This is a genomic window from Acidaminococcus intestini DSM 21505 (assembly GCF_000425045.1).
Classification (GTDB): Bacteria; Bacillota; Negativicutes; order Acidaminococcales; family Acidaminococcaceae; genus Acidaminococcus; species Acidaminococcus intestini.
Genome location: NZ_AULA01000018.1, coordinates 1 through 23,016 on the forward strand (window position 1 = coordinate 1; position 23,016 = coordinate 23,016).

General features: G+C 52.6%; 26 protein-coding genes and 2 pseudogenes. 2 read left to right on the top strand and 26 right to left on the bottom strand.

Features of this window, described 5'->3' with window-relative positions:
- Positions 1 to 75: 75 nt before the first annotated feature.
- From H503_RS0106710 to H503_RS0106765, 12 genes are read right to left on the bottom strand one after another with little or no spacing between them, the layout of a single operon-like run.
- On the bottom strand, positions 76 to 294 hold the full coding sequence (locus tag H503_RS0106710; RefSeq protein ID WP_026385589.1) for a hypothetical protein: 219 nt from the start codon (positions 292 to 294) through the stop codon (positions 76 to 78).
- 14 nt (positions 295 to 308) lie between these two features.
- Positions 309 to 539: a hypothetical protein gene (locus H503_RS0106715; protein ID WP_026385590.1), complete on the bottom strand. Its 231-nt coding sequence runs from the start codon at positions 537 to 539 to the stop codon at positions 309 to 311.
- Entirely contained in the window at positions 532 to 894 is a 363-nt protein-coding gene (locus H503_RS0106720) for a hypothetical protein (protein ID WP_035196121.1), read from the bottom strand. The genes H503_RS0106715 and H503_RS0106720 overlap by 8 nt, the downstream gene beginning before the upstream one ends.
- Before the next feature lie 11 nt (positions 895 to 905).
- Positions 906 to 1,163, bottom strand: a complete 258-nt coding sequence (locus tag H503_RS0106725) for a hypothetical protein (RefSeq protein WP_248604844.1) — start codon at positions 1,161 to 1,163, stop codon at positions 906 to 908.
- A 12-nt stretch (positions 1,164 to 1,175) separates the two neighbouring features.
- A complete protein-coding gene (locus tag H503_RS0106730) occupies positions 1,176 to 2,234 on the bottom strand; it encodes a phage baseplate protein (protein WP_026385593.1) in 1,059 nt (352 codons plus the stop codon).
- On the bottom strand, positions 2,227 to 2,793 hold the full coding sequence (locus H503_RS0106735; RefSeq protein WP_248604845.1) for a putative phage tail protein: 567 nt from the start codon (positions 2,791 to 2,793) through the stop codon (positions 2,227 to 2,229). The genes H503_RS0106730 and H503_RS0106735 overlap by 8 nt, the downstream gene beginning before the upstream one ends.
- The gene (locus tag H503_RS0106740; RefSeq protein ID WP_026385595.1) at positions 2,780 to 3,847 is read right to left on the bottom strand and encodes a baseplate J/gp47 family protein; all 1,068 of its coding nucleotides are present in this window, start codon (positions 3,845 to 3,847) and stop codon (positions 2,780 to 2,782) included. Before H503_RS0106740 ends, H503_RS0106735 begins: the two co-directional genes overlap by 14 nt.
- Entirely contained in the window at positions 3,844 to 4,293 is a 450-nt protein-coding gene (locus tag H503_RS0106745; RefSeq protein WP_026385596.1) for a DUF2634 domain-containing protein, read from the bottom strand. The genes H503_RS0106740 and H503_RS0106745 overlap by 4 nt, the downstream gene beginning before the upstream one ends.
- Positions 4,286 to 4,705 carry a DUF2577 domain-containing protein gene (locus tag H503_RS0106750; protein ID WP_026385597.1) on the bottom strand — a complete coding sequence of 140 codons (420 nt, stop codon included), beginning with the start codon at positions 4,703 to 4,705 and terminating at the stop codon, positions 4,286 to 4,288. The genes H503_RS0106745 and H503_RS0106750 overlap by 8 nt, the downstream gene beginning before the upstream one ends.
- Before the next feature lie 6 nt (positions 4,706 to 4,711).
- Positions 4,712 to 6,226, bottom strand: coding sequence for an XkdQ/YqbQ family protein (locus tag H503_RS0106755; RefSeq protein WP_026385598.1), 1,515 nt, complete (start codon positions 6,224 to 6,226; stop codon positions 4,712 to 4,714).
- Positions 6,201 to 6,935: a hypothetical protein gene (locus H503_RS0106760; RefSeq protein WP_026385599.1), complete on the bottom strand. Its 735-nt coding sequence runs from the start codon at positions 6,933 to 6,935 to the stop codon at positions 6,201 to 6,203. The genes H503_RS0106755 and H503_RS0106760 overlap by 26 nt, the downstream gene beginning before the upstream one ends.
- Positions 6,935 to 9,055: a phage tail tape measure protein gene (locus H503_RS0106765; RefSeq protein ID WP_026385600.1), complete on the bottom strand. Its 2,121-nt coding sequence runs from the start codon at positions 9,053 to 9,055 to the stop codon at positions 6,935 to 6,937. Before H503_RS0106765 ends, H503_RS0106760 begins: the two co-directional genes overlap by 1 nt.
- Positions 9,056 to 9,168: 113 nt before the next feature.
- Here H503_RS0106765 and H503_RS0106770 point away from each other — a divergent pair, with 113 nt between their 5' ends.
- Complete coding sequence (locus H503_RS0106770; RefSeq protein WP_211219250.1) at positions 9,169 to 10,218, top strand: Fic family protein; 1,050 nt, start codon at positions 9,169 to 9,171, stop codon at positions 10,216 to 10,218.
- Positions 10,219 to 10,236: 18 nt separating this feature from the next.
- On the opposite strand, the gene H503_RS12510 is transcribed toward H503_RS0106770, so the two are convergent.
- The 13 genes and pseudogenes from H503_RS12510 to H503_RS11915 form a co-directional block, all read right to left on the bottom strand.
- Complete coding sequence (locus H503_RS12510) at positions 10,237 to 10,374, bottom strand: hypothetical protein (RefSeq protein WP_169513314.1); 138 nt, start codon at positions 10,372 to 10,374, stop codon at positions 10,237 to 10,239.
- A gap of 26 nt (positions 10,375 to 10,400) precedes the next feature.
- Positions 10,401 to 10,817: a phage tail assembly chaperone gene (locus H503_RS0106780; RefSeq protein WP_026385602.1), complete on the bottom strand. Its 417-nt coding sequence runs from the start codon at positions 10,815 to 10,817 to the stop codon at positions 10,401 to 10,403.
- 13 nt (positions 10,818 to 10,830) lie between these two features.
- Positions 10,831 to 11,259, bottom strand: a complete 429-nt coding sequence (locus tag H503_RS0106785; protein WP_026385603.1) for a phage tail tube protein — start codon at positions 11,257 to 11,259, stop codon at positions 10,831 to 10,833.
- Positions 11,260 to 11,273: 14 nt separating this feature from the next.
- Entirely contained in the window at positions 11,274 to 12,356 is a 1,083-nt protein-coding gene (locus H503_RS0106790; RefSeq protein WP_026385604.1) for a phage tail sheath subtilisin-like domain-containing protein, read from the bottom strand.
- Positions 12,337 to 12,801 (bottom strand): phage tail terminator family protein, encoded by a 465-nt coding sequence (locus H503_RS0106795; RefSeq protein ID WP_026385605.1) that lies wholly within the window; start codon positions 12,799 to 12,801, stop codon positions 12,337 to 12,339. Before H503_RS0106795 ends, H503_RS0106790 begins: the two co-directional genes overlap by 20 nt.
- Positions 12,798 to 13,217, bottom strand: coding sequence for an HK97 gp10 family phage protein (locus H503_RS0106800; protein WP_026385606.1), 420 nt, complete (start codon positions 13,215 to 13,217; stop codon positions 12,798 to 12,800). The genes H503_RS0106795 and H503_RS0106800 overlap by 4 nt, the downstream gene beginning before the upstream one ends.
- A complete protein-coding gene (locus H503_RS0106805; RefSeq protein ID WP_248604846.1) occupies positions 13,204 to 13,545 on the bottom strand; it encodes a phage head closure protein in 342 nt (113 codons plus the stop codon). Before H503_RS0106805 ends, H503_RS0106800 begins: the two co-directional genes overlap by 14 nt.
- Positions 13,546 to 13,558: 13 nt before the next feature.
- Positions 13,559 to 13,840, bottom strand: coding sequence for a head-tail connector protein (locus tag H503_RS0106810; RefSeq protein ID WP_014128974.1), 282 nt, complete (start codon positions 13,838 to 13,840; stop codon positions 13,559 to 13,561).
- 3 nt (positions 13,841 to 13,843) lie between these two features.
- Positions 13,844 to 15,034 (bottom strand): phage major capsid protein, encoded by a 1,191-nt coding sequence (locus H503_RS0106815; RefSeq protein ID WP_026385608.1) that lies wholly within the window; start codon positions 15,032 to 15,034, stop codon positions 13,844 to 13,846.
- A 16-nt stretch (positions 15,035 to 15,050) separates the two neighbouring features.
- A complete protein-coding gene (locus tag H503_RS0106820; RefSeq protein WP_026385609.1) occupies positions 15,051 to 15,755 on the bottom strand; it encodes a head maturation protease, ClpP-related in 705 nt (234 codons plus the stop codon).
- Positions 15,745 to 16,230 (bottom strand): annotated as a pseudogene (locus tag H503_RS11910) (phage portal protein); the annotation flags it as partial. The gene H503_RS0106820 and the pseudogene H503_RS11910, both read right to left, overlap by 11 nt.
- A gap of 105 nt (positions 16,231 to 16,335) precedes the next feature.
- On the bottom strand, positions 16,336 to 18,135 hold the full coding sequence (gene ltrA / locus H503_RS0106830; RefSeq protein ID WP_026385610.1) for a group II intron reverse transcriptase/maturase: 1,800 nt from the start codon (positions 18,133 to 18,135) through the stop codon (positions 16,336 to 16,338).
- Between the two features lie 549 nt (positions 18,136 to 18,684).
- Positions 18,685 to 19,461: pseudogene (locus H503_RS11915) on the bottom strand (phage portal protein); the annotation flags it as partial.
- 112 nt (positions 19,462 to 19,573) lie between these two features.
- Between H503_RS11915 and H503_RS0106840 the strand changes: the two are divergent.
- Complete coding sequence (locus H503_RS0106840) at positions 19,574 to 20,404, top strand: class I SAM-dependent methyltransferase (RefSeq protein WP_026385611.1); 831 nt, start codon at positions 19,574 to 19,576, stop codon at positions 20,402 to 20,404.
- A gap of 6 nt (positions 20,405 to 20,410) precedes the next feature.
- On the opposite strand, the gene H503_RS0106845 is transcribed toward H503_RS0106840, so the two are convergent.
- Positions 20,411 to 22,984 carry a terminase TerL endonuclease subunit gene (locus tag H503_RS0106845; RefSeq protein WP_026385612.1) on the bottom strand — a complete coding sequence of 858 codons (2,574 nt, stop codon included), beginning with the start codon at positions 22,982 to 22,984 and terminating at the stop codon, positions 20,411 to 20,413.
- Positions 22,985 to 23,016: the final 32 nt, after the last annotated feature.

Consider the following 23,016-nt stretch of genomic DNA (forward strand, 5'->3'; position numbering starts at 1 on the left):
ATATGCAAACTACAAGAAAAAGGCAGCTTTGATTGCTGGATAACTGATTGATAGAAACCTCAATTTAACTTGTACTCAAACTTGACATAGGACCACAGCCCCATTATCTAGCATAGAGCCTGTCACTGAACCGGTTCCCAAGAATGCAGTTTTCCCATTCAGGATATCCACAGATACTGCAGTCGCCCCCGTTGTATCATAAAAAGTGGCGGCTCCCTCTCCTTCTGCTAGTGGAATCGAAACTTGAGGGACTTCTGCATACACTACGGAATTGATTTTTACATTTTTCGCCATGATGTTATTCTCCTTTACTCAACCTTTAACTCATATCCATTGAAGCTAATTCTGCCATAGTTCGACGGAATGGCAGCTACCGTAACCCGCTGCAAGGCATCGTAGCCCGCATCTGGTCGGATGATTTGTTTCTCTTTATTAGGAATGACCACTTTTTTTTGATAATTTCTGGAAGGTACCACTGGCACGGATAGAATCCCTTGCAGAGTATTTATTCCCTTTACAGTGCCTTTATACTTATCCATGGGTTGTTACCTCTCCCGTTATAATAAACGGACTGGGTGGAATGATTGTGTCTGTATACCCAGAGTCCAGCACCAATTCCACATCATACCAATAGGTTCCAAATGGTAGCTGTGCTGTATCTTCTGGTATCAGGATCAGAACACAGTCATTTTCTCGGCGCAGAATACCACTATCCAGATGCTTTTCTATCACTGTCTTTTCATCTGAAAGCTCCCGCTTAACGGTAAAAGTAAGCTGATCATCCGGACCTGGGATAAAGATGGCACCTGTCACCCGGTCCCGAATAATCAGCGTGATTTCAGCAGAATCCCCTCTTGTCAAAAAGAGCCGGTTTCGAATGACCGAAAAACCCATTCTATCACCTCCTACTCATTCTGCCGTTGCTCAATCACATCCAGGCGACGCTGCACGTGCCCCGTAGCTTCTTCCACCCGGGACAGCCGCTCTGCCATCTGCTGTCGTTTGGATTCCGTATCGGATAGTTGCCTGCGCAGATGATCAATGCACTCCTGCAGGCTCCGTACTGATTGATTTAAGGGTTTGATGACGCTGAAATTGAAGATAACGCCGCAGAGCATCAGGACCGATACCAGAGATGCGGCCATCTGTAACCATTCAGCCATATTTCTCACCTCCTATCCCGTCCGTTGGAACATGTACACGACGATGGATGGCTGCATGTTGTTGTGCGGCTGGCCACCACCGGCATTCTCTGTCGTAAAACTGTGGGCATGACTGCCATTCGTCGAAGTCCTGCCGGACCAGGACCGGGCCGCTTCAAAGGACATGACGGACGGGTAATTGTCATGATAGCTGCCGCCTTCATCATTCCAGTTCCCGCGGCCGCTGATGAAGAAGGCCCCGTTGCCGTTGTACCCGCTCTGCACATCACGGCCCCAGAAAGCACCAGTGATATTCATATTTCCCCGGTCATGGTTGTGGTTCCCGGCATCGCCGGTTTTCCCTGTATGGCCATGAATAGGGATTTCCGCCAGGGTATTGGTGTGCTTCTCTTCGCCCAGCTTGTCCCCAGCCTTGTACATGGTCCCGCTGTCTGCTGCCCCGGCCCCGATCAGGCACCGCCCCATGGCAAAGGCCACCCAGGTCGTACCCGGCCAGTACGTTGCGGGATTCTTCCCGTCCGTAGAAATGTAGATGGCATTGACAGGGAACGGACAAGCCTGGATCTTTGCCACAGCATCTTCGTCCATATCCGCATAAGTGACCTTGCCCCAGCTGCCGTTGCTGTGCAGGACCGTATTCAGCTTCCCCACAGACGGTGACGGGACCATGCCGCTCTGGCCTGCTGTCTTCTCACTGCAGCCGCTGAAATCCGGCAGGGTGATATCCCTCGTGCCATCAAACAGCACCCGGTGAATCTTCCGTCCCATCTGCAGTTTCGACGCACTGGCCGCATTGCCGCTGATGCCGCTGGCATGGGCCTTGGCATCGGTCAGATGAGCATTGATGTCGGCTGCCGTAGCAGAAATCCGCTCATAGAGCCGGGCATCATTACTGACCAGCTGAGACACGGTCCTGTTCTGCTGATTGAAGACGACCGGGTCTTCCGAAAGATACTGAGGGAAAAGCACATCATAATCCAGCGTATTTTCTACAGCTTCTGTCGGCCGGACTTCCTGCCCGGCCCGGTCCGGAAAATCCGCTGACCACTTCTCCTTGATATACTCAGCCACTTGCCGTCACTCCTTTCCCGGATACGATGGTCGCTGTCGAGAACGTTGCCTCGCCATCCCAGTGAATCTTCCCGTTCCAGGAATAGCCCAGATAGATGGCATAGCCCAGATGGGCCGGCTTGTAGATGTCGAGCTGGGCAATCAGCTTCGAGAGCGTTTCCGTATCCTTGTCATTCATAATGCAGTACACCTTGAAATAATATTCTTCGTTCACTTCCTCGATGTGGCCGACACTGTACAGGTTCACGATGGAATTCATGAAATCCACCGTGGATACATCCACATGCTGCAGCTTGAAGAGAATCCGCTGCCTGCGGAATTCGTCGGTATCCCCGTCACCTGGTTTGATGCCCAAGAACGATTCATAGAGTGGCAGTGCCCAGGTGGCTGTGTTCACGAAGAAGTTGTCCGCCAAATCCTGCAAGGCCAGACGCAGACGGTTATGCTCCGTGCTGCAGGTATCCGCCGTCTTCTTGAACATCGGATCTTTCCCCAGGAATTTCGGCAGATAGTCCAGGACATCAATGGGGTGCTGCCTCATCCATTCATTCGCTGACAAGGTTCAGCACCACCTTTCCGACTACCGGGATCTGCTCATTGGTCAGGCGGATGTTCTCCGCCTTGCCGCCGAGTTTCAGGTTCCGATAGTCTGTAATCCCATCCACACTCAGGATGAGCCGGCCAATCTGGGCCAGGCTGACATAGGACAGGCTGAAACCTGTATTCTTGAAATAGGCAGACACAGCGGCCGTCACCGCATCCGCATTGACGGTGCCGTACACTTCTGCCGTAATATCCACGGATACGGGTGCCGGAGATACCACAGTCACGGTAGCCCCGATGGGCCGCTGGGATTCGATGTACCGGGACACTTTCTGAATCAGCTCCTTGGAAGCCGATTCATTCTCTGCCGTCACAATAATGACTTTCACTGTACCGTTCCCGTTCCAGAGCGGGATGACCTTGCAGTTGCCCACCCCATCCACGAACATGGCCCAGGAACGGTAATGGTTGGCGTTGCCGGACGTGATGGGCTGGCGAACCCGGAACAGGAGCCGTGCCAGAAGAGCCGCATCCGTTTCCTCATCGGCCCCGTCCGTGCATTTCTCCGGGTTTATTACGCTGTACACGTTGGGGATGGAATAAGGGATTTCCGTAATCGTCCCCGGTGCCACATTCCCTTTCACCCCTGTATCTGCGGCCTGGACAGCAATGTCTGCTTCCGTTCCGTCAGAGGGAATCGTAGCAGATTCTGTCGTGTAGAACCGCAGCCCGTCTTTCGTCTGGAACAGGCTGCCACGTATGATGTAAGCCCCGGACTGCCCGGTAACCGTCACTTGTCCATTGGCTTTCACGGCCTGTTTCCGCTGGATGCCGAATTCCTCGGCCCGGAGCGTCAGATAGTCACCCCAGGCAGTTTCAGCAAACGCCGCGTCCCGGAGCATGGCCATCTCGGCATAGCTGTTCTCGAATTCCACGGCATTGGTATCAATCATATCCCGGGTAAAAGAACCCTCGATAGCCGTCTTGTCCGTTTCGGTCAGCGTGTGCAGGGTCTGCACCATGCGGCTCTCAATCTGGTCTTTTGTCTGGGCATCGAACAAATTGCTCATGCAAGACTCCTTTCTGCAGCAACCGTGATGCTTTCATCGCTGTAAATGGATGTCACATCCACCAGAATGAACAAATCATCTTTCTCCCGCTTTTCCACATCCACCCGGTTGATCCGGGCAATATAGGGATTGACGATCAGCCCCTCCCGGATGTTCTGGCAGATCTGGTCTGCCGTATAGACGTTGTTGGGCATCGTTCCCTGATAGGGTTCAATGGTAATGCCGTATTCATCATGGTAGGCCAGATACCGGTACCGTTCCGTCATCAGGGCTTTATAAATCCACACCTTGAGAGCTTCAACTTCTGTCACGGTGATATTGTTCCCGTTCTCGTCATAGCGGAACTGGTGCTTCTCGAAGTCATAGCCGTATTCCGAGAGGAGCGGCAGTGTTTCTCTGGCCTTGGCATCCGCGCCGGATGCCAAGGCCACAAAAGGATCAGCCATATCCGTCCAACCTCACAATCTCATCTAAAATCACATACTGCTGGATCTTCCCATTCACCAGCATGGGCATGATGGCGACTTTCATGCCCGGCTTCAAGGTATCCGTAGTAATCACCGAATCGGTATAGTCGTTGTCAATCTCATGGTTATGCGACTGATAGGCCGCATCCCCACTGCCACCTGCCCGGTTCTGGGTAGCCGATACCAGATGTCCTTCAGCTGTTCTTCCATAGCCTGCCAGAAGATAATGGGAAATCCACAGTTCCTCTTTCGTCAGGATGATGCCGTTGTATTTCACCTTGATGTCCGGTGGGGATTGGAGTATCTCGCCAATCTGGATGGATGGGCTGTTGCTGCTCCTCGATACCTGCTCCATAAGGTTCAGCAGGCTGATATATGGATTTTTCTGCATTTCCCGTCACCCCCTTGACGTCTTGATGATGGTCGCCGGATAATAGTCGCTCCCCATGTCGATGCTCCCTTCGTAATGATGGAAACAGCCGTACACATTAGAGCTGTTGCCCCAGCATCCGCCGTTGCCGTCATAGACCACGACATGCCAGTTCGGATCCGGCTTGCTGTAGCGGTTGTACATGATGATGTCGCCTTTCTCCAGCTGTGCCGGGTCGTAGGGAATCGCCAATCCCTGGGCTTCGGCATCGGCCCGGAGCTGGTCGCATCCTTTGACGTTGCTGTTATATTCCTGCGCGGCAAAGGGCGAATACCCGGCAGCGGCAACTGTTGCCCGGTCCACGCAGCCATTGGAGCCATAAGGTGAAACGGTGCCATCGAAATTCTCCATGCACGAATCCACCACATCGCCTCCGGCGGCATTCCCGCTCATGGACGCCCCGCTCCGGCTGCCCGAAGCGGCCGCTGCAGGCGGCACGTAATCGGGGTTCGCATTATAGGACGCACTGTCGAGTTCCTGCTTCTGCTCATCCAGCAGTTTATGGAAGACCAGATGCAGCTCCATGGTATGCCTGTTGCCCTCAATCCGATGGCTGTCCGATTTGATGAAGAACCGCCCTTTGAGCTGTTCTTCCTGGATATCCACGGAAAAGCCGGCAATGCACTGGATATGGCCGAGCGCCTTGACGGACATATCATGGGCAACGGTCTTCAGCATGGCCCGGGCCTGCGAGGCATCGTCCTGCTTGGGGTCGGCCTTGCAGATGGCCTGGATGGTGCCGAATCGTGCGATGTCGGTGCCATTCGGCATCTCGCCTTTCGTCTGGCCCGCACTGTCTACGACCACCACTTTCGACACCATGTCTTCGATGGACTCGGACACAGATGCCCCGGTGAGATTCGTTTCATCGCTGATGAGGAAGTTCTCCACCACCTGGTCATTGGTACAGACCACATTCAGCTTCCCGTCCGTCATGTAGATATGATACCCCTTGCCATCCTGTGCCGACTGGTAAAACAGCGCCTGCTTGATGGCATCGGTCACTGAGATGTCATCGGCGATGAAACTGCATACCACGGAAAGATCCGGCATCATCCCGGCTTCGATGGAAAAGTCATGGATGGTCTGCCGGATGGCATCAGCCACGGTCACATTGGCGTATTTCCGGGTAATGCGGGATTTTGCCAGATAGATGATATTGTCGAAGGCCACAAAGCGCATGGCATAGGACTCGCTGTCCCGGCTCCGGGAAAAGATGCGCCCCTGGAAAACGGGGTACGTCTCCTGCGTGACCTCATCGGTATAGGAAAGACACACTTCATCTCCCAGCTCCAGAACGGCATTCGTCCAGTCCTTGTCTTTCGTGGTATAGGCGATATCAAATTCCAGCTTTCTTCCGGCCTGCTCCACATCGCCCGACCAGGTATAAGAAAGGGCATAGGCAGACAAGTCCGTGTTCTGCGGTTTGTCTGCCTGCTGGTTTCCCGTATCTGCCTTATTTATCTTTGCCAACTGGAACATTTTCATCATTCCTTTTCAGGTTCATGGTCGTCAGCCGAATGATGTCCCCCGCCGATAGGCCGCCGCTGCGGATGATGCTGCGGTAGACCTGGAACTTGGAGAACTGCTCCTTATTGAGCGTGACCGATTTTCCGACGGCCCGGCCCACGACATTGCCGATGCTGTCGCCCGGATAATAGGTGATATTCTTCTTCATCTTCTGCCAGAATGACTCAGGGCGTTTCTTCAGCCCCGTTGCCGGGTCCGTTTTCCCAGTTTCCGCCGCTGTGACATAGCGGTATTCCGTCAGCGCCAGTTCATAATACACATCACCGCTGCCGTCCTTTTCCCCGAACTTGAAGGAGCTGATCAGGCAGGGCATGGAGATGGGTGTATCCGATACCGTGAGCTGGCAGACCTCGCCGCCTGTACGCATGGATTCCAGTTCGGCGATATAGGTATAAGGCGACATCGTCATCATGGCAAAGGGATAATCCTGGGCGGGGAAAAATCCCGCCAGCGTCAGGGACTTCAGCCCGGTCCTGCCTTTCATGAGATACTCCCCGTAATTGTTGATATTCACCGTGCCATGATTCGTATTGACGGAAACCATCAGTTCCGAAGGCAGCACGGGAAAGGTCACGACAGAGCTGCCCGCAGCCAGGGAAATCGTCAGATCCTGTGACGCCTGCCCGATGGCATTCAGGATGGATTCTAAGAATGAAGCCATCAGATGGTCGCTCCTTTCATGCGATTCATACCGTACAACCGGATCTTTTCCACCAGCTTATCAGCTATGGCGTCGATGTCCTGCTCGCTGCGGACGTTCATCGTGTCGATGCAAATAGTGATGGAGTGGCTGCCTGCGTGCATGGCCTGCCGGATGCTTTCATCATGAGGAATCACGGTACTACCGTTTGGCAGGTGGACCAGCTCGCCCCGGCGGTCTTCGTTGATGACCGCAAAGCCGCCGCCAAAGTTTTCGACGCCTCCGGCAAAATGGCTGATGGGTTCAATATTGAATCCCACATGAGTCGGCGCCCCGCCTGTCAGAGACGGGATGTCAATGGACAGGCCGTTGACGCTGGCAATAAGTCCGTTCACCTGGTCGATGACCCAGTTCACGCCGCTCCGGAAAGTATCCTTGATGCTCTCCCAGATGCTGGAAGCCGTCTCGCTGATGCCGTTCATGGCCCCGTCCCAGACCGAAGCAATCCATTGCATCCCGGCATCCACAGCATCCGACACCGCCTGGATGGCCTGTTCGATATACTGAGAAACTGTATCCCAGTTGCTCCAGAGGAGATACAGCCCTGCGATGACGGCAGCGATGACAATCAGGATTGGATTGGCCATCGCTGCTGCGCCGACTGCCCGGATAACGGTAATCATCATCCTGCCCACGGTCAGGAACGTACTGCCCATGCCTTTGGCAACGATGGCGATGCCTCTTGCCACCGTGACGAGGCCCTTGAACTGGGCAGCCAGATACTTCGATACGCTCCCGGCCCTGCTGATGCCCGCGGCGATGGAGCTGAACGTCCCAAAGGCCCGTCCGCCTATCGTCAGCACCCGTCCCAGGGTGGAACCGAAGAGCTGGAAGGTCACGATGCCGAAAGCCACCTGGCCGATCAGCGTCTTCTGCTCCGGCGTCAGCGACCGGAACCAGGCCGCCAGTTCCTTCACCCGCAGGGACATGGTCTTGAAATAAGGGGTAAAGGAAACAGCCAGGTCCATCCCGGCATTCTTCAGCTGGTTCATAGCAATCTGCATCTGCTCCGACGGGGTCAGCATCTTCTCATAGGCTTCCCGGGTCATGCCGGCAGACTGGGCCATCTGGTCCATGACCTTATCGAAATCCCCGGCTCCCTTACCCGTCAGGACCAGGATGCTGTTCAGACCCTCGACAGAACCAAAGAGCTGGGCCATCTGTTCGGCATCACCGCCCGTGGCCCGCTTCACTTCGCCCAGGAACTTCAGCCATCCTACGCTCTGCAAATGAGCCGCGTTGAACTCAAGACCCAGGGACTGAGCCAGTTTCGATGCTTCAGAAGACGGCTTCAGAATGTTGCTGTAGGCCGCCTTGAGTCCTGTAATGGCCTCGCTGGTCCGGATACCGTTCTTGGTCAGGACGGCGATGGAACCGAACAGTTCCTGGGTGCTGACATTGAGCTGTGCCGCAATGGGGATGACGTTGCCCATGGACTGGGCCATCTCGCCAAAGGATGTCTTGCCGAAGTTCTGTGCCAGGAGCATCTGGTCCGTCACCGCCGTGGCTTCTTCTGCCGATTTACCATAGGCATTGAGGACGGTCGTGACGCCGTTTACGGCAGTTGTCGTATCTGTGAACCCGGCCTTGGCGGCGATGGTCATATCCTTGACAAAGCCTACAGCATGGCCGGCATCGACACCCGCCGAGATGGCCTGGTAGACCGATTCGGAAAGGTCGGCAACGCCTGCCCCGGTCTCATCGCTGACAGCACGGATTTCATCACTGACCTTCTGCATGGAAACGACCGTCGTATCCACCAGGGTAGAAATCTTGGCGATGCCGTTAGCAAAGTCACTGTGCAGCTTGAAGCCTGCCGTTGCCGTCGCCAGGATGGGGGCTGACAGCAGGGCCATCTTGTCCGACAGGCTGGAGATCTTGCTTCCCGTCTGCTCGATGCTCTTTACCGTCCGCTTCTGGATGCGCTCATGCTCCGTCAGCTTGTCCGACAGGCCGCTGACCGATTGTTTCGCCGCCGCCATCTGGGTCTTCATGGCCCCCAGGCTGGCGTTGACACTCCGCACCGTCGGCGTGAACAAATCCCGCAGCCGGATGGCGGCATCAATGACGTTATTGGCCATGCTGTTTCACCTCACTTTCCATCATCTGCCTTATTTATCTGCCTCATTCTCTTGCTATCTGCCTCATTTCATGCTAAAATGTGGCAGATGATAGAAAAATGAGGGAGATTTTTATGCGGACATTTAACTACTCGCAGGAAATACAAAATTTACTGACACCTGAGATCGTCCAGCTTCTCACCTGTATCCATGAACACAAGGGACGGCAGGATTTATTTCTGGAAGCGAATACAGACGAACTAAAAACGCTGGTAGACGTTGCCATGATCCAGAGTACAGGGGCTTCCAACCGTATTGAGGGAATACGCACCAGTGACAAGCGATTAGAAGCACTGGTCAGCCAAAAAGCTAAACCGCATAATCGGTCTGAACAGGAAATTGCTGGATATCGTGAAGTACTCGCCTTGATTCATGAAAATCATGACTATATTTCTCCTGTTCCTAATGTCATCAGACAGCTCCATCGGGACCTGTACGCTTATTCGACAGGAGCTATAGGAGGAGACTATAAAAATGCAGATAACGTAATTGCAGAAACAGACGCACAAGGGCATCAAAAGGTAAGGTTTATCCCCGTTCCTGCCTTTCAGACAGCTGACGCTATGGATTCTTTATGTCAATCGTTCCAGAATGCCTGGCAGGAAAACATAATGGATAAATTGTTGCTGACTCCCATGTTCATTCTGGATTTTCTCTGCATTCATCCATTCAATGACGGAAACGGACGGATGAGCCGACTTCTGACACTCCTTCTTTTATATCGTGCCGGCTACATCGTCGGGAAATACATCAGCCTGGAAATGCTGATTGAAAAAACGAAAACCACTTACTACGAAGCTCTTCAGGCAAGTTCTTCCGGCTGGCACGAAAACCAAAACACCTATGCGCCTTTTGTGAAATATTATTTGGGCATCATCATAAAAGCATATGATGAATTCGAAGATCGGATCCAATATCTGGTAACCAGAAAGATTTCCAAGCCAGACCGGATCAAAGCCATCATTTCCCAGACACTAGGAAAAATCAGCAAAAAAGATCTGATGGAACGCTGCCCAGATATCAGCCAGGGAACCATAGAACGCACTTTGTCCAGTCTAGTAAAAGAGGGCTATATCATCAAAGTCGGCTCTGGTCCGGCCACAGCATACATCCGCAAGCGCTAAAAAGAACAGCAGACTACACTATTTTTGGGCCTGCTTTTTCTTTTCCCTTTCTTCCATCTCATACCGGATAAAAGCGTACAGCACCTGCCGTTCACCGTATCCCAGTTTCATGACCGCTGACGGCAGCAGGTGATGCTCCCGGAACAGGAGATACATCGCCTGCACTTCGCCATCGGTCTGAATCAGTTTTTTACGGCTTTGTCTGCCTTTTCCTGGGTCGTATAGCCGTTGAGTTCTGTAATCTGTGCCGTAAGGTCGGCAATCTCTCCGGCCAGGAAGAGCTTGCGAATGATGTCACCAGGGAGTACAACTCCGAATTTTTCCAGCAGGTCCTTGTTCTTGAGATCCGGGTCTGCAATCCCCGCCAGGAGCGTCTGCGTCTGCATCTGATAAATGTCGATGTTATCGGCGCTGCCGTTGGTGAAATCCACGGCCATCTTCTGGATATCCGCATAGCGTTCCGGGTCGATGGCCCGGAGCGTGATGACAAAATCGAACCCGAACAGCTTCGAGAGCCGTTCCATCTTCACTTTCTTTTCAGGCCGTTCGGCCAGCTTGTTCACTACATCTGCTTTCAGCAGTCGGTCTACCATATTCATCTGCTTGTTCTCCTTATGCTAAATCCAAGAGGTCCCAGTCCGAGAAGGTGAAGCTGTAGCTTTCTTCGCCCATCTTGTCCACTTCCCAGTCAGCCAGGATCAGGCTGTCAAAGGTCGCGTCCTTGATGACGATGCGCTCGCTGCCGATGGCATCCTTGTCATCCAGAACAGAGACGATGGTCACGACAGTCTGCCTGCCCGCCTTGATGTTGTCGTTCATCTTCCGAACCATGTAGCTCGACACCTTATGCAGCTTCAGCTGGCCTTTGCAGTCGTAGCCTGTGACCTTGTAGCCCTTGCCTACATGGCGGAGCATCTTCACTTCTTCCTTGGTCAGTGTGACCTCGGCCTTAAACGCCGTTGCTTCGGCCATGAGGTCGCCGTCGATATACAGGTCAGCATACTTGCCGTTCATGACCCGTTTGGCTTCCATACTGTTCATCCGGCTTCACCTCCTCAGATATTGATGGTAATCGTCACGTCTTCCATGGCATCCAGCAGCGATGCCTTGACGGCGATGAACACATTGCTGCCGATATTGGCCAGCTTTATGTCCATATCGGACATGTCTGCCAGTTCCGCCTTGGTGTATTTGCCGTTGGATTCCAGCCATATCTTCGTGGATTCCACATCGATATAGGCTGTGTTCTGGTCCTGTTCCAGCAGCCCTTCCTGGGCCAGCTGGTCAAGATATCCCTGGATGGCCGTCACCAGGAGGCAGCGGTTCGCATAGCTGTTGGCGTACTTCCCGAGGTAATGGTCCTGGGCCGTCGTGCGGATGTCATCGTGCATCATGTCCATCAGGTCCACGAGCTTGATTTTCTGGAAGCTCGTCCCCTTGTCCTGGACGGTGGTCACCAGGGAGTTGATGCCCCGGGCCAGTTTCACCTTTTCACCGTCAAAGAAGAAGAACAGCTTCCCTGCTCCGGCCATGGTGTCCATTTCCTCTTTCGTCCACACATCGCAGCCGATGACTTCCGACAGCGGCGCGTAGGTGCAGGAAATCGTCATGGGCGTCCCGGCGATGATGCCGGCAATGCGGCTGCAGTACTGGGCCGTCGTATAGGTCTTGCTCTTCGTGCGGATGGTCTTGTTGACGAAGTTGATGACCCCTTCCGTATCCGCCGTACAGTCTGGCAGGACGGCCTTGATCATCTTGTCTTTATTGGTACGCATCCCTTTGACCCAGGTGGCGATGGTATCGATGTGCGACGTTCCGATGTCCGGGATGACCAGGTAGTCGAAGCGCTTGTTCTCGATGACCTTCAGGATATCCGTATAGTCCTCGGCTTCACTGCTGATGATTTCGGCGATGACCTTCTTCGGGCTGTTCACATAGCCCCGGAGCGCCAGTTCCAGCTGCTCCCGGTTGCTGTCGGACAGTTCCTTGGGGATGTCATCTGCCGTATACAGATTCACTTCCGTCACCGAAGGCAGGGTCTCTTCCTTCAGGATCATGAGGACAATGCCGCGCTCACTGCGCTCGATGGCACTGATACCTTTTTCCTTGAACACGACATTAATGGATGGCATTTTCATATTTCGTTGTCTCCTTTCCCCGATACCGCTGATGCAGCACTTTCATCCGTTCGGCTGCTTCCGTTTCATCGGCAGAATCATAGTACTGGACGGTCAGCGTCAGCCGGCCGCCGTCGTTGTCGGCACCGATGAGTTCCTCGTTCATCGAGCGGACAGCAAAAAACCTGTCCTGGACGGCAATCCCGTCACGGAACAGGTCTTCTGCAGCAGCCAGCACTTCATAGATGGATGCGCTGGCCGTCTGCTTCTGCGGTATATAGGTGATGTACATATCCGTATCCCGGTACACCTCCTTGCAGCTCTGGGGCGAAGCCACCGTCATCGTCTTCAGGAAAAACGCTGGCGGACGGAACCCTTCCTTCACTTCCTGCAGATACACGGGATACGGGAACCGTTCCTTCAGCTTCTGCTGTATGGCCTGCAGGATGTCGATGTCATGGATCATGTGCCGCCTGCTTTCTTCAGGAGCTTCTTCGCCAGTTTCTCCAGGCCCGGCTGCAATTCCCGGGCTTCAAAGGCCTTGACGGATTTCTCCGTATAATGCTGGCCTTCATAATAGCCAACGGTCCTGCTGCCCGGCGTTTTCTTGACATGGCCGTTATTGAGCAGGTGATGGACCGGGTGCCGGTTGACCAGTTCATAGGTCAGCTCCGAGCCGTTATAGCCTTCCACCTTGTGCTTCCAGCCTTTCTTCAGCTTGCCCGTGCTGCCTTCCGGCGTGTTCTTCACGCACTCCTTCCTGAGCTTGTTGCCAATCGTCACCAGGCCCTTTTCAGCAGTGCCGGGAAACTCTTCAATGACAGAAAGCAGTTTTTCCGAAAGGTCATCCAATCCTTTGACCTCAAAGTCACTTCCGCTCATTGTCCGTCCCCCTCACTTCTTCCGTGCAGTACAGTTCCAGGGCTTCGTGGCGCATGTACGGGTCCACGATGGTGTCGATGTCGTACAGGTGATTCTGGTACTTCACCTTCATGTCGTGAGTAACGCCCGGTCGCCAGCGGATGGTAATCTTGCTGTACTCCGTGTCCGCCTTGCGTTCTATCTCATAGAACACTTTGCCCCGGGCAGGCTCGATGGATGCCCAGCAGCGGTACACCACGACGTCGGTCTGGGTGTCGAAGCCGTATGCATCCGTTGCCGCCTGCTTCCCCAGGATTTCAATCCGTTTGTTCAAAAGCCCGGTCTTCATGGGCATCCCCCTTTCAAAAACAGCTCCGCCGCACCCCGAACAGCAGCCACCGCAGCCGCTTCAGCAGACCGGAATAATCGGCTTCTTCCCGATGCTCGTACAAAAAGGCGGCGGCATATAGGATGGCTTCATGGAACACGACGGGATTCTCTTCGGCATCCGCTTCCTCGCAGCGGGCCAGGTCCAGGCACAAGGCCTGGGCCGTTTCCAGGGAAGACAGGATGACGTCATCATTGGACGTATCACCCTCATCAATCCGCAGATATTCCCTGGCTTCTTCCAGGCTGACCAGCATGGCTTATCCCTTCGCCTTCATCTCCAGGGCCTTGACCGATTCCTTCAGCATCAGCATGCCATCGACGCGCTGGCTTGCGAGGAAGCCAATCTGGCCGTTGGCGGCATACAGTTCGTTGAGACGCTTGAAGGAGCGGTATTCCCGGTCGGCAATCCAGTAGTAGCTGAAATCGCCGAAGAGCATGGGACGGTTGCCGGCCGCCAGTTCCGGGGCAAAGGATGTGCTGTAGCAGGGACGGTTCAGGATGGTATCCGGTGTCCCGGCCGTGACGGACGGCTGCCAGATGTAGTTGCCGTTGTTGTCTTTGATTTTGCGCAGGGCCTTGATTGTAGCGTCGTTCAGAAGCCATACGGCCTTGCGGCGGTACGGGATACGAAGGGAGTGATACAGGTCGATGACATCATCAAAGGTAATAGATGCGCCATTGGCCGTCACGCCCAATTCCGCAGACGGAAATACACCGGTCGGCTTGTTCCTCCCATCGCCGATGAGGAAGGCTTCTTCTTCCTTCGTGCCGATACGGCGGGCGAATTCGCCGGCGATATAGCTTTCCAGGTCGAAGACGCTGTCATTCAGGAGTTCTTCCGACACACGGATAGCCGTCCCCAGCTTGTACGCCCCGATGGACTGCTGGCCGAAGGTATCCTGGCTATCCGGGTAGAGGCCATTCTCTTCCATCCAGGATGCTTCGCCATGTCCCGTCACGACGGGAATCTTGCGGTCGCCGCTGGTATGGATGACCGTCGCCAGGCTGCGGAAGAAGTTCTCTTCCTGAAGCTTGTCGATGAGCTGATGTTCGAATTCATCCGGCACCAGGTAGCCGCCATCGGCATCCGTGCCCACGCTCAGGGCGTTCTGTACATCGATGAAGTTCTTATGGCGGATGCTGTCCCAGAAGGCTTTCTGGTAAGCCATGGATGCACGGCCTTTCTTTTCCGGCACCTGGTTCCTGGCACCGGGCTGTTCCGTGATGGGAGAAGATGTCGGCTGGGCCAGCTGGGCATCGAGCTGCTGCTGGCGTTCCAGGCGGTCGATTTCCTTGCCCAGGTTCACTACATCCGCTTCAATCTTGTCGTACCGGGCCGCGTCCTCTGCCGATACCATGCCGTTCTCATCGCGGGCCGTATCCAGGAAGGCTTTCGCCGCATCCCAGAGGTTCTTGCGCTTCTCGCGCAGTGCTAAAATCGTATCCATTATGCTTGTCCTCCTGTCAATGAATGAGCAATGCCAGCCGCTTTTCGAGATTTGCGGCTGGCACTTTCTGCAAGGGTTTCTTGGGGTTCAGTTTCTGTACAAAGGAATTCGTCACCGTGACCGGACTGTACAGCATGGCTTCCGGCTGCTGTTCCCCGTCTTCCTGGTCAAACAGGATTTCATCGGCAAAGCCCAGTTCCACGGCTTTGCGGGCATTGAGCCAGGTCTCGTCATCCATCATATGAGCAATCTTCGTGCGGGCCAGGCCGCTCTTGATTTCATAGGCATTGATGATGCTTTCCTTGACCTCGCTCAGCATGCCGATGGTCTTTTCCATCTCAGCCTTGTCCCCGTAAGCCATGGTCGCCGGATTGTGGATCATCAGGATGGCCACCGGCGACATGCAGACCTTCGTTCCGGCCATGGCAATGACGGAAGCCGCTGAAGCCGCCAGGCCGTCAATCTTGACGGTGACGTTCCCAGGATAATCCATGAGCATGTTATAAATCTGGGCAGCAGCAAAACAGTCACCGCCCGGGCTGTTGATCCAGAGGGTGATATCGCCGCTACCCGCGTTCAGTTCATCCTTGAACGCCTTCGGGGTCACTTCATCGCCCCACCAGGTCTCGTCCGAAATCTGTCCGTCCAGGTACAGCGTCCGTTCGCTGTCAAAGGCATCGTGGGCAACATTTGTCACCCATCTCCAAAATTTATGTTTCATTCGTTTCTCCCTTCTGGGCAAAGGCCCCGGCGTCCTTGAGCTTGGTCATGCTGCCGTTCACCAGGTACAGGTTGCCGCCTTCCTCATCTGGCACAGGGTTCATGTCTTCCATCTCCCGGATATCGTTGGCGGACAGCCAGCCGTTCTGCCGACCGATGCTGTACCCGGTCATGCGGCTCTCGTAGTCGCCGCGCAAGAGGCCGTTCACGTTGAACTTCAGGAAATACTGCTTTTTCTCTTCCGGCAGGAACAGGGCTTTCTGCATGGCCTGCTCCCAGCGGATAACCCATGGGTCCAGAGTGTATTTCACAAATTCCATGGACTGTTGCTCGATGTTATTGAAGGAACTTTTCTCCAGGTCGCCAATCATGTGTGGCGGGATGCGGTAGAGCCGGGCAATCTCATCGAGCTGGAACTTCCGCGTTTCCAGGAACTGTGCTTCTTCCGGCGGGATGCCGATCTGCTGGTACTTCATGTAGAGTAGGCAAGTGCCGCCGTGCATTGTTTCCAATGTCGGTTTGCACAAGCCTCTCCCCAAACCGTGCTTACACCTCTCGATGTACACGGCTTTCCATTTACACTATGACGAATGATGGATTTTCTTATGGCATTCTTTACAAACAACAAGTGTTTTCCGCTTTCTTGCAATCATCGCCATTTCCCATTGCTCCTTACCTTTGAGGTTTTTCATCTTGTTGATGTGATGAATTTCAAAAGCAATGCCATCACCTTCCGCACCGCATAATTCACATTTACAAGCCTTCAACCTGGCTTCAAGAGAATTTCTTGTGTTGAAATGGATATGGTTCTTCACCGTATCAATGCTTGGTTCGTCAAAGACAGTTCCTCGTTTGAAGTCCGAGAATTTCACAATCATCATGCGCTTTTTCTCTTTCTTCGTTTTATAAGGAATGCCCCACGACTTTCCGCACTTGAATATCCTCTTTATGCCTGATATTCTGGTTTTATGCTTCTTAGCAAGTGTTTTCAGACAGCTGTATTCCATCAGATAAACGAAATACGTCAGCTTTGAGAAATTACTGGCTATGCAGTAATAATTACAGATTCCACGAGTCTGCGAGTTATAGGTATCTACAATTTCAAGGTCAGTAAGACCCGCCATTGAGTTTCTTTGCCATGGGATGAGTTTGCCGTCCTTACCTTGAATGACAATCTCACGGTCGTACATGAACTTCTCAATCCGCTCCATGGGAATAAGCAATTCCACAGAGTTATTAAGCGTCCGCTGTAAAACCCCATTGGTTTTCCTTTTGGATTCCTGACATCTGCGCACGTTGATGTCATATCCGAGAAAATGAGCATTGCCGGAACTGTGCGTGATTTTTGTTTTCTCGTCAGACAATTCCAGTTTTAATCTTGTTGCCACAAACAACGTAAGCTCCTGCTTTATACGCTCCGCATCCTCACGGCTTCCGCTGACACCGATAATAAAATCATCAGCATAGCGTACATAGGCGATTTTCTTGTCGGAAGCGTCCTTGTATGGCAATCTGCGCTTTTCCACTTCAAGCTTATGAATCTGTTTTAACAGTTCTTTCTTTTCCGCTTCATCAACGCATTCGCCGTAACGCTTTTGCAATTTGACAATTCCTCTCACCTTTTTGCCGTATGCAGGTGTATAGGCATAATCAGCAGGCGCATTAAATTCTTTCTGCATGGCTTCTACTTTCTTGTCCAACTCATGCAGATATATATTTGCAAGAATCGGGGAAAGAATGCCGCCCTGCGGAGTTCCGCTGTATGTCTTGTGGTACTCCCAATTTTCCATGTAGCCCGCTTTCAGAAACTTTCCTATCAGATTTATGAACTTGCTGTCCTTAATCTTCTCAGAAAGCAGATTCAGCAGAACCGTGTGGTCAATGTTGTCAAAGCATCCCTTAATGTCTCCCTCGACAAACCATTTCGTACTGCGGAAAGAACGGCTGATTTCTTTCAGCGCTGAGTGACAGCTTCTATTCGGTCTGAATCCGTGCGAATGAGTACTGAAAACAGGCTCATAGATTACTTCAAGTATCTGCCGTATCGCATCCGGTATCAGTTTGTCTCTGAATGACGGAATACCTAATGGACGCATTTTTCCGTTGCGCTTAGGAATGTAGACACGTTTTACCGCTTTTGGCTCATAGGTTTGGTTTTTCAGTTCATCAATAATCTGATTCACATATTCCTTTCCAAAACCGTCAGCCGTATCATTGTCCACACCCTCAGTTCCTGCGCCCTTGTTTGCGTAAAGGTTCTTGTATGCGGTCATGTAAATATCCTCTCGCAAAAGATACCTATAGAGCCGCGTGTAGATACCGTCTGAATGCTCTTCAGAATTTCTGTACATTCGTTCTAAAATTTCAGATGTTGGTTTCATTGAGGTTTCTCCTCCCTTTCACCTTTCCTTTTAGAGTTGCATAAGCTGCGTTCCTTCGCCATGTAAGAGCTATTAACTCTCTCGGACTACTACGAACGCTCCGTACCCATGGGCGGTATTCAAGTCCTATAGACTATAGCCTTTCGGCATCCGCCTTTAGGGTATCCCCAGTTAGCGTCATTGCTTGGTATGCTCGAATTATCGGTTCCGCTTTAGACTCTTTAACACAGGTTCTCCTGCTCGTGCCGTGACATTCGCAATCATGCCGCCTTTGAAGGATGTAAAGACAGTCAGTCACGGAATGGGTAACAGGCTAATTTCCCAATTCCCCTCGGAAATGGACACTCAAGTCTCACGTTCAGTAGATACCTTAAACCTCATATCCGATTGTTGTGGCGGTTCAGTCGTACCCTTTAGCCTTTGAGTAACTTACCGCTTTCCTGTCGTGCTATGTTCCCGTATCAGCTTTCACTTTGCGGTAAGACAGGTCAACTCACCCATGATTGTGGGTGGTAGTACCAAACACTACTATCAATGACGCCCATCTGGGCGCACGCCTTCTTCCAGCACGGCTACCTTGTGCGCGTTGCCTGTCCCCCGATAGACAGCATTCCAGGAATCCCGGACTCTGCCCGGGTCCTTCAGAACGCCTGGATGCTCCAGTACCCCGCTGGGACTGGCCCCGTTGGCAAAGAAAGACGCACCGTATTCCTCGCAGGCCATGGTCATGCCCACGGCATTGCGGGCCATGGCAATAGGCGAATAGCCGACCAGGCCGTCAAAACCAAGGCCGGGGATATGCAGCACTTCTTCCTTCTGCAGGACCACCTGCCCGTATGGTTTGACATTCGGATTCTCATCACCCGTCTTGGTATACAGATAGAAAATCTGTCCCCGGTCATCCCGGCAGACGGTCATCTTGTCTGGACGCAGCGGATAAAGTCCCTGCACCCGTCCCAAGCGGTCCCGGATGATCTGGGCGTAGGCATTGCCCCAGATGAGTAGATGGCTCATAAGCGTTTCCCGGAAGATGAACGAGGTCATCTCCGGGTTCGGCTCATCATGAAGCAGATGATACAGCGGATGGTCATAGACCCGCTCCTTGCCGCCCGGCGTGTAACGGTACAGCTGTAGCGGCAGAGCTGCCAAGGTTTCCGCCAGGATGCGGACACAGGCATACACCGCCGTTGTCTGCATGGCCGTGAACTCGTTCACCATCTTGCCGCTGGTGGAAGGCCCGAACAGATAACGGAAATCCGTGCTGATGTAATAGTTCTGAGGCTTGTCCCGAGTACGGAACAGGCTGGATAAAAATGGGATATGCATGAAAACCTCCTGAAAAGGGATACTTAACCTAGTAATTGATAGTTTACAAACACGTTTTATTATTGGTAAACTATTTTCATAATAGTAAATCTCAGAAAGGAAATGAGCACTCATGGGCAGAATAACTATTGAAAAAAATACGGTGCAAGAAACATTAATCATTCCCCTCTATGCCAGGAAACTTGGCAATGAACTCTTCCCTCACATTCTCCTAGACCCTTATGCGGATGACGTAATCAGACATCTGAATTACGATTTTTCTACGCTTGATAAAAAGAAAGGTTCTTTTGTTTGGAAGTTTGGTGCCTTAGAAGGTATTCTTCGAAGCAAAGCTATTCTTTATGAGATGCAAGACTATCTATCTTCCCATCCAGATGCGGCTGTTGTGAATATGGGATGCGGATTAGATCAGACCCCTCGCTTAGGAGATAACGGAAGAATGAATCTATACAATATCGACAGGAAAGACATTATTTCCATACGAAATTCGCTTCTTCCCCCTATTGGCCGAGAAATCAATATCGCGGCTGATTTAAATGATGATACTTGGACTCAATACATTGATGTAGTTCAAGGAGTTTTCCTGTTTGCAGCCGGAGTGTTTATGTATCTCAGAGAAAAAGAGGTACATCAACTTATTCTGAGGCTAAAGGGTGCCTTTCCCCACGGTTGCCTCGTATTTGATACTATCGGCAGCTTCGGTATAAAGGTACTGATGAAGAGAACATTGAAAACAATGGGAATACATGGCATAAAGGGAATGTTCTACTGCAATAACCCACTTCATGACCTAAGATTGGACGACGACATTAAGGTATCTGTACGAAAATACCTGACAGGCTATGTAGACCTGAAAAAGGAAGGCATCTCTCCACTTTTAAGGGAAATGGCGTATCTTTTCGATTGGGTGTTCAGAATGAACATCTGCCAAATCACCTGGTAATAAAAATCAAAAAGCAATAACACCCCGTTCGTCATAGACACTGCCGCTGCCTATTCCGTTGCGGATGCAGCGGTCCAGTGCCATGATAGACGCCACAATTCCGTCGATTTTTTCGACGGATTTTTCTTTGTCCGGCTTGATGTTCCCCGCCGGATCCTGCCGCATGACGACGTTGCCGGCCATCCATTTGAGGACGGGATTGCCGCCATGGAGGATGTTCCCTTCCATCAAGAGCTTGAACAGCTCCTTCGACGGTGGCGACATATCCTTGAATCCCTGGCCGAAAGGCACCATGGTAAAGCCCATGTCTTCCAGGTTCTGCACCATCTGGGTGGCGTTCCACCTGTCGTAAGCGATTTCCCGGATGTTATAGGTTTCTCCTAAACGTTCGATGAACTTCTCGATGAAACCATAATGGATGACGTTCCCTTTCGTTGTCTGGATGAAGCCCTGCTTCTGCCAGACGTCGTATAGGACATGGTCCCGGTGGCACCGCAGTTCCAGCGTGTCTTCCGGCAGCCAGAAGAAAGGAAGCAGGATGTATTTCTCGTCATCGCTCCGTGGCGGGAAAGCCAGAACCAGGGCCGTGATATCCGACGTACTGGACAAGTCCAGCCCGCCGTAGCACATCCGCCCCCGCAGGGAATCCCGGTCAATGGGAAGGCTCCCCTTGTCATAGACCTGTTCCGGTATCCAGCGGATGCTGGCCGAAGTCCAGATATTGAGCCGGAGCTGCTTGAAGACATTCTCTTCCGCCGGATTTTCGACGGCATTCCGATACGCTTCCCGGACGCGGTCGATTTGTATGGTATGGCCCAGGGACGGGTTCGCCTTGTACCAGTTCGCTTCATCCGTCCAGTCTTCCTCATGTTCCAGCCCATAGACCACCGGGTAAAAGGTGGCATCCTTCTTCCGACCCGCCATCAGGTCCAGGGCCTTGGTATGCAGTTCGTAACAGATGCTGTTCTTGTCATTGCCCGCTGTGGTGATGATGAAAAAGAGCGGCTGCTCCCTTGCATCACCAGAGCCTTTGGTCAGGACATCGTAGAGTTTCCGGTTCGGCTGGGCATGGATTTCATCAAAGACCAGGCCGGATACATTGAGTCCGTGCTTGGTTCCTGTTTCCGCTGACAATACCTGATAGAACCCGGCATTGCGGTAGTTGATGATCCGCTTCCCGGCCGACCGTATCTTGGAACGGCGCATCAGGGCTGGACTCATCTCGACCATCTGCCGTGCCACATCAAAGACGATGGATGCCTGGTTGCGGTCACAGGCCGCACCATACACTTCGGCACTCGGTTCGTTATCGGCGTACAAAAGATAAAGAGCTATAGCCGCCGCCAGCTCGCTGTTATGCGTCTTCACCATCGTCCGCCCCGCCAGATAGCAATGGCTCGGGCTGTCCACCTGGATGCACTGCATGGGAACCTTATCATCCAGCGGCTTGATTTCTTTCAGATAATGAAAACAGGAACGCGTCTTTTTTTCGCGTTCCCGTCTGCGGATGCTTTTTCTATGAAGTTTGCTGACCGGCTGATCCGTAAAGGCGGTGAACCGTATCTGATACAAAGTCTCGCCTGTCGGTTTCCCATAGCGGGTCGAAGGGCATGACGTCATGGCGTTCTTGATGCCAAGGCTCCACAACAGTTCCTGCACTGATTCTACTAATTCTTGAATGGTGCTGACGTATACGCCCTGCCCTTTCCGTGTTCCGATGCAGCCATCGGAATCCATCAGTCCCTGCAGCAAGGCCCATCGCTGCGTTTCGGAAGCCCTGAGGTATTCCGGCCGGATGACCTTATCCCGGAAGTTTTTCACCAGGATAGATTTCAATGCCTTATACACCAGGATTTCGCTGCCGCCGCAGGTCTGTGGATAGCGGTTATGCAGCGGGTACGGAATCAGCGGAATCAGGTCTTCCACATCACTGTCACGCACCGTGATTTCCGGTTTTGTTGCAGAACCGTTTCCCAACCAGTAGCCATATAAATAAGGATCTAACGGAAGGTTCCTTTCCGGAAGGTGTAATAGCTGGTTGACGGGAATCCGGATAAGCGAGCGGTTATCTTTGGATTTTTCCCTGTACTGTTTCGTGCGGCGGTAAATCTCGCCGGTTGTCCATTGCTTTTCCCGCGTCTTTCCATAAGTATATTCCACATCCCACAGATGACGTTCACCGGCCACAATCCGTCCTCCATCCCGGAAAACCAGTTCATAGGCTTGTTCGGTATCATCTACCGGGCTTTTGGCGACAACATGGCAGGGCTTTCCCTGCTCGTCAAAGACCCTGTCGCCGACTTTTAAATCGGCCATGGTTTTCCATCCTTCCGGCGTGGGAATGGGTGTATCCAGTGCGAGCTGTTTCCCGTTCTTCTTTGGAATCTCTATATAAGCCGTCAGGAACTGCCGTTTCCCGTTTTCCTTGACGATGCCGAAGAGATCACGCACAATCTGTTCCTGCCACGGCAGGAGCAGGAACGGCTGCCCGGCCCATTTGCCTTTGGTATGACAGAGATGCTCGATGAAGGCAACCGCCCTGTCGGCCTTGTCCTTGTCGTAATGGGAATCTGGCAGCATGAACGCTGACGGCTTATATACAAATGCCAAAC

Coding starts and splice junctions, on each gene's coding strand:
- H503_RS0106710 (WP_026385589.1), bottom strand. CDS start 294: ATGGCGAAAAATGTAAAAATCAATTCCGTAGTGTATGCAGAAGTCCCT.
- H503_RS0106715 (WP_026385590.1), bottom strand. CDS start 539: ATGGATAAGTATAAAGGCACTGTAAAGGGAATAAATACTCTGCAAGGG.
- H503_RS0106720 (WP_035196121.1), bottom strand. CDS start 894: ATGGGTTTTTCGGTCATTCGAAACCGGCTCTTTTTGACAAGAGGGGAT.
- H503_RS0106725 (WP_248604844.1), bottom strand. CDS start 1,163: ATGGCTGAATGGTTACAGATGGCCGCATCTCTGGTATCGGTCCTGATG.
- H503_RS0106740 (WP_026385595.1), bottom strand. CDS start 3,847: ATGAGCAATTTGTTCGATGCCCAGACAAAAGACCAGATTGAGAGCCGC.
- H503_RS0106745 (WP_026385596.1), bottom strand. CDS start 4,293: ATGGCTGATCCTTTTGTGGCCTTGGCATCCGGCGCGGATGCCAAGGCC.
- H503_RS0106750 (WP_026385597.1), bottom strand. CDS start 4,705: ATGCAGAAAAATCCATATATCAGCCTGCTGAACCTTATGGAGCAGGTA.
- H503_RS0106755 (WP_026385598.1), bottom strand. CDS start 6,226: ATGTTCCAGTTGGCAAAGATAAATAAGGCAGATACGGGAAACCAGCAG.
- H503_RS0106760 (WP_026385599.1), bottom strand. CDS start 6,935: ATGGCTTCATTCTTAGAATCCATCCTGAATGCCATCGGGCAGGCGTCA.
- H503_RS0106765 (WP_026385600.1), bottom strand. CDS start 9,055: ATGGCCAATAACGTCATTGATGCCGCCATCCGGCTGCGGGATTTGTTC.
- H503_RS0106770 (WP_211219250.1), top strand. CDS start 9,169: ATGCGGACATTTAACTACTCGCAGGAAATACAAAATTTACTGACACCT.
- H503_RS12510 (WP_169513314.1), bottom strand. CDS start 10,374: ATGTATCTCCTGTTCCGGGAGCATCACCTGCTGCCGTCAGCGGTCATG.
- H503_RS0106780 (WP_026385602.1), bottom strand. CDS start 10,817: ATGAATATGGTAGACCGACTGCTGAAAGCAGATGTAGTGAACAAGCTG.
- H503_RS0106785 (WP_026385603.1), bottom strand. CDS start 11,259: ATGAACAGTATGGAAGCCAAACGGGTCATGAACGGCAAGTATGCTGAC.
- H503_RS0106790 (WP_026385604.1), bottom strand. CDS start 12,356: ATGAAAATGCCATCCATTAATGTCGTGTTCAAGGAAAAAGGTATCAGT.
- H503_RS0106795 (WP_026385605.1), bottom strand. CDS start 12,801: ATGATCCATGACATCGACATCCTGCAGGCCATACAGCAGAAGCTGAAG.
- H503_RS0106800 (WP_026385606.1), bottom strand. CDS start 13,217: ATGAGCGGAAGTGACTTTGAGGTCAAAGGATTGGATGACCTTTCGGAA.
- H503_RS0106805 (WP_248604846.1), bottom strand. CDS start 13,545: ATGAAGACCGGGCTTTTGAACAAACGGATTGAAATCCTGGGGAAGCAG.
- H503_RS0106810 (WP_014128974.1), bottom strand. CDS start 13,840: ATGCTGGTCAGCCTGGAAGAAGCCAGGGAATATCTGCGGATTGATGAG.
- H503_RS0106815 (WP_026385608.1), bottom strand. CDS start 15,034: ATGGATACGATTTTAGCACTGCGCGAGAAGCGCAAGAACCTCTGGGAT.
- H503_RS0106820 (WP_026385609.1), bottom strand. CDS start 15,755: ATGAAACATAAATTTTGGAGATGGGTGACAAATGTTGCCCACGATGCC.
- ltrA (WP_026385610.1), bottom strand. CDS start 18,135: ATGAAACCAACATCTGAAATTTTAGAACGAATGTACAGAAATTCTGAA.
- H503_RS0106840 (WP_026385611.1), top strand. CDS start 19,574: ATGGGCAGAATAACTATTGAAAAAAATACGGTGCAAGAAACATTAATC.
- H503_RS0106845 (WP_026385612.1), bottom strand. CDS start 22,984: ATGCTGCCAGATTCCCATTACGACAAGGACAAGGCCGACAGGGCGGTT.